The following is a 4,146-nucleotide window of genomic DNA, read 5'->3' on the forward strand; positions in this document are numbered from 1 at the left end:
ACGCAGCCGGACGTCGAAGCGGGCGTGCACCCCGGCCGTCGCCGCGCGGTCCACGGACAGCGGGATCACCGGCAGGATCCCCAGCAGCACGGTGTGGGCGGCGGCGGGCGGGATCTCCCACGGCACGCCGAGCGCGCGGGCGACGTCCCGGCCGTGCACCAGCGCCTCGCCGAGGGTGAGGCCCAGCAGCGAGGACACCGGCAGCGGCAGGCCGCCGTGCCAGCCGACCGGGTCCGTCGCGGCTCCCGCGGCGGCGAGGTAGCGGCTCGCGGCGGTCTCGACCGCGCGGGCCAGCGCCTCGGGCTCGCGGTCGGTGACCGTGGCGATCGCGGCGGCGCTCATGGCGGCGGTCTCGGCGAGGCTGCTCGCCGGGGACGGCTCCCCGGCGAGCAGCCCGGTGTAGAGGTCCATGCTCTCGGCGACGTGGGCCGCCACGTCTCGGACCGACCAGGTCCCGACGGCCGTCGGGTCCGCCGGGCCGATCCGGCGGACCAGGGCGGCGAAGCGGGCCAGCGCCACGCGGGTCTCGGTGAGCGTGGCCGTGGGGTCGGGGACGAGGGCGGTCACCGGCCCGCCAGGGGCTCGGTCCAGCAGACGGCGGTGCCCTCGACGGCCACCACGCCGTCGTCCCGGGTCACCCGGACCGCCAGCCCGGTGACCGGCTTGTCCTCGCGGGCGGAGGTCACCTCGACCGTCCCGGTGATCACGTCGCCGGGCCGGACCGGGGCGAGGAACCGCACGTCGAGCTGCAGGAACACCGAACCGGGGCCGGGCAGCTCCTCGGCGACGACGGCGTTGAGCACCGCCGTCGTCACCCCGCCCTGCACCACGATCCCGCCGAAGCGGGAGGCGGCGGCGCGCTCCTCGTCGTAGTGCAGCGGGTTGCGGTCACCGGAGATCTCGGTGAACAGCGCGATGTCGCGCCGGGTCACCAGTCGGGAGCGGCTCGCGGCCGCCCCGACCCGTGGGGCCGTGCGCACGGGGTCGTGGTCCATGTTCTCGCTCCTCGCGGGTCGTCGTGGCGAGACGCTACGAGCGCGCGCGGAGGGTGGGCATCGGTAGGCGTTGCCCATCTCGGGCGCGAGATGGGCAGGTGCCACCGATGCCGGGCGGGGTCCGCGATTCCTAGCGTTCGGGGCACACCGAACACCCCTGGAGGAACCATGACCGTCGGAACCGTCGTCGTCGGGGCGGGGCAGGCCGGGCTCGCGATGAGCCGCTGCCTCACCGACCGGGGCCTCGAGCACGTGGTGCTGGACCGCGCCGGGATCGCCGACAGCTGGCGGAGCAGGCGCTGGGACTCGTTCACCCTGCTCAGCCCCAACTGGCAGACCCGGCTGCCCGGCTGGCACTACTCGGGCCCCGATCCCGGCGGGTTCATGACCGGGGCGGAGGTGGCGCGCTACCTGGAGGACTACGCGCGCTCGTTCCGGGCGCCGGTCCGCACCGGCGTGACGGTGCGGCGGCTGTACCGGGTGGCCGGGGGCTGGCGGCTCGTGACCGACGCGGGTCGGGTCGAGGCGCCGAACGTCGTCGTCGCGACCGGGGACCTCGCCCGCCCCCGGGTGCCCGCGATGCCGCTGCCTGCGGGTGTCGTCGGCCTGCACACGGCGGACTACCGCAACCCCGCACAGCTGCCCGCCGGTCCGGTGCTGGTGGTCGGGGCGGGGCCCTCGGGGCAGCAGATCGCCCTGGAGCTCGCTCGGGCGGGACGCGAGGTGCACCTGGCCGTGGGCAGGCACAAGGCGCTGCCGCGGCGCTACCGCGGGCTCGACGCCTACGACTGGATGGAGCGGCTCGGGATGCTGGACCGCACCGTCGACACCCTGCCCGGGCCGCCCGGGAAGACCCCGAACGCGGTGCTCACCGGCGGGACGCGGGACCTCGACGTGCCGCGGCTCGTGGCGGAGGGGGTGCGGGCACACGGGCGCCTGCTCGGGTTCGACGGTGGCGTGCCGCGCTTCGCCGCGGACCTCGCCGCGAACGTCGCCGTCGCCGAGGAGAACGCCGTCCGCTTCCGTCGCTCCGTCGACGCGTTCGTGGAGCGGACCGGTCTCGCGGTGGCTCCGGCCGCTCCCTCTGCCGCGGCGACGGTCGCGGCGTCGGCCCCCGCGCCGGTGCAGACCGTCGTGTGGGCCACCGGCTTCGGCCGCGACCACGGCTGGATCGAGGCGCCCGTGCAGGGCGTCGACGGCGAGATCGTGCACCGCCGGGGCGTGACGCCCGCCGCGGGCCTCTACCTCCTCGGCCTGCGCTGGCAGTACCGCCGCTCGTCGAGCTTCCTCGACGGCGTCGGCGCGGACGCGGAGCACCTGGCGTCGGTCATCGCGGAACGGTCGGGGTCCCGCCTGCTGGCCGCCTGAGGGCCTACCCGCGCGGCTCCAGGTCGATCCGGACGGTCAGGGGTGTCGTGGCGATCGCCCGGCCGATCGCCGCGTCCCACGGGTAGGGCAGCGTGCGGGAGCGCAGGTCGGTGTCGTCCTCGGGGAGCAGCGTGGCCGTGCCGCTGCGCCATACCGTGCCGACCTTCACGCGCACCGCCGGGTGCGCGTGGAGGTTGCGCACGAAGTCGGCCTGGGCGCCGTGGGCGGCGACGAGCCAGAACGTGTCGCCCGCCAGACCGTTCCCGACGGGGGTCCGCCGCGGCAGACCGGTACGCCGCCCGGTGGTCTCCAGCAGGGCGAACGCGGCGGGGGCCACCTCGTGCTCCAACGCCCAGCGCAGGACCCGGTTGCCACCCCGCAACCCGAGCCTGAGCAGGCGGTACTTCACACTCCGCTCGCCCGGTTCCACGGCGCCGAGGGTACGGGGGTGGCGGCCCGGATCCGGATCGCCGCTTCCCCAGGACCGCGGACCGGCGCAGTCCGAACGGCGCCTGTGGGTCCGCGCCCTTCCGCGAGTCGTCCTCTCACAGCCCGCGAGTCGCACCTTACGGGCGTCATGACCACCGAATGTGGAGCAGAACCCGCGCTCAGCGCGGCTTCCGCCGCCCATCCGACGATCTTGGGCTCTCGTGCACCGCGGCCGACCCCAGGGCCGCGGACGCGCAGTCCGGGCGGCCCCTCCGCGCGTCGTCCCCGGCGGGCGGTCCCGCCCGGCGCGCTGCCGGGCGGTCACCCCCACACACGAAACGGCACCCTCGCTCACGACGTCTGAGCGAGAGTGCCGGTCGGGCAACGAGGTTCAGGGGTGGGTCACCTCCAGGCGGTGTGCGGTCCGGTGCACCGTGAAGCCGGCGCGGTGGAGGACGAACTCCGCAGGCTCCGCCACGTCGTCGCTGGTGTGGAGCGGAAGTGGGGTGCGGAGGGTGCCGGTGGGGTCGAAGCTCGACTCGGCGGAGCGCGTCCAGAAGGCGTAGGAGCCCAGGGCGCGGGGTGCGCGGGTCCAGAGGCGGACCAGGAGGTCCTCGCGGGCCTGGTCCGGGGTGCCGAGGAGGGACTCCTCCGCGGCGATCCCGTAGGCGGCCAGCTCCGCGAGCGCCAGCAGCAGCCGGTCGCGGTCGGACGGCAGCGCCTCCGTCCCGCCGACGACGGCGGATCGCGCCTCGCCGGTCATGCCGCCACCGCCTCAGGAGCGTCGAGCCCCCGCAGGAGCCGCACCTCGGCCCGCCCCGCCGCGCTCTCCGCCAGGTGCAGCGCCCGGATCTCGGGCAGCCCCCAGCGGTAGCCCGCCACCTCCTCGGCGACGGAGAAGAGCATGCGCGACAACCGGTCGCGGGCGCCGCTGTGATCGGCGCCGTACGCGACCGTGCGCGCCACCAGCTCGGCGTCCCGCAGGGCGTCGGTGATGCCGTGGGCGGTGAGCGGGTCCTTGAGGAACCCCGCGTCGCCGACCAGTGCCCAGCCCGGCCCGCTGGGCTCGCGCAGCACCGCGGGCGCACCCGGGAACCCGCGCAGCCTGCCCTGCCGCTCGCCGACCCGGATCCCCAGGCGGTCGAGGGTCCCGGCGAGCAGCTCGTCGAGCCGGGGGTGGAACTCCCCGGCGGGCATCCCGGCCCAGACGCAGGCCAGGCCCGCGTTCGTGGGGATGATCCCCGCCGTCGTGCCCGGGGTGAAGAACCACTCGTACCCCGTGCCCGACATCGGGAAGTAGCCGTAGACGAACCCGCTCGCGGCCCGGCCGCGGCGCAGCGTCCGCGCGCCGGTG

6 protein-coding genes are annotated in these 4,146 nt (G+C 76.2%); 1 reads left to right on the plus strand and 5 read right to left on the minus strand.

Going from position 1 to position 4,146, the window contains the following annotated elements:
- On the minus strand, positions 1-567 hold a 567-nt coding region (locus tag H5J29_RS23265; RefSeq protein WP_181783168.1), incomplete at its 3' end, for a maleylpyruvate isomerase family mycothiol-dependent enzyme.
- Positions 564-995 carry a MaoC family dehydratase gene (locus H5J29_RS23270; RefSeq protein ID WP_181783169.1) on the minus strand — a complete coding sequence of 144 codons (432 nt, stop codon included), beginning with the start codon at positions 993-995 and terminating at the stop codon, positions 564-566. The genes H5J29_RS23265 and H5J29_RS23270, both read right to left, overlap by 4 nt.
- 168 nt (positions 996-1,163) lie before the next feature.
- Here H5J29_RS23270 and H5J29_RS23275 point away from each other — a divergent pair, with 168 nt between their 5' ends.
- A complete protein-coding gene (locus H5J29_RS23275) occupies positions 1,164-2,363 on the plus strand; it encodes an NAD(P)-binding domain-containing protein (RefSeq protein WP_181783170.1) in 1,200 nt (399 codons plus the stop codon).
- A 4-nt stretch (positions 2,364-2,367) separates the two neighbouring features.
- Here the strand turns inward: H5J29_RS23275 and H5J29_RS23280 are convergent, their stop codons facing one another.
- The 3 genes from H5J29_RS23280 to H5J29_RS23290 all read right to left on the minus strand — a co-directional run.
- A complete protein-coding gene (locus tag H5J29_RS23280; RefSeq protein ID WP_220187813.1) occupies positions 2,368-2,793 on the minus strand; it encodes a nitroreductase/quinone reductase family protein in 426 nt (141 codons plus the stop codon).
- A gap of 390 nt (positions 2,794-3,183) precedes the next feature.
- Positions 3,184-3,555 carry a hypothetical protein gene (locus H5J29_RS23285; RefSeq protein WP_181783172.1) on the minus strand — a complete coding sequence of 124 codons (372 nt, stop codon included), beginning with the start codon at positions 3,553-3,555 and terminating at the stop codon, positions 3,184-3,186.
- On the minus strand, positions 3,552-4,146 hold a 595-nt coding region (locus tag H5J29_RS23290), incomplete at its 5' end, for an NAD(P)/FAD-dependent oxidoreductase (RefSeq protein WP_376768563.1). The genes H5J29_RS23285 and H5J29_RS23290, both read right to left, overlap by 4 nt.

Origin of the sequence: Pseudonocardia pini (genome assembly GCF_013870575.1) — a bacterium.
Taxonomy (GTDB): Bacteria; Actinomycetota; Actinomycetes; order Mycobacteriales; family Pseudonocardiaceae; genus Pseudonocardia; species Pseudonocardia pini.